Annotated in this window: 1 protein-coding gene; it reads right to left on the bottom strand. The window is 35.2% G+C overall.

What is annotated here, in order from left to right:
- Positions 1-236, bottom strand: a 236-nt coding sequence (locus AC6UDG_RS07870; RefSeq protein ID WP_500707014.1) for a hypothetical protein, incomplete at both ends; no start/stop codon positions are given.

Below are 236 nucleotides of genomic sequence, written 5' to 3'. Positions count from 1 at the left end.
TAAATACGCTCTGGTGTATTTCATTGTTCACACTGCCAGCAATGAAGCTCAAAGATTGATTTTCTCCTTGAATAACTCCGTTTTTAACAAGGTAAAAGTTTAAGCTTGGGTTTGCTTCATGAATACTTTGTAAGCTATCCAGTAATCCTTGAAAATTTACATCAACCAACACTATAGAGGTCAGTTCACGTGACTTATTACGTATTGGCATAGCAATAAAGTGATGAATATCTGGT

The sequence above is a fragment of the Fructilactobacillus sp. X2R1C1 genome (genome assembly GCF_059901435.1).
Note: the sequence above shows the minus strand (reverse complement) of the source record. Positions and strands in the feature narration are given on the sequence as shown.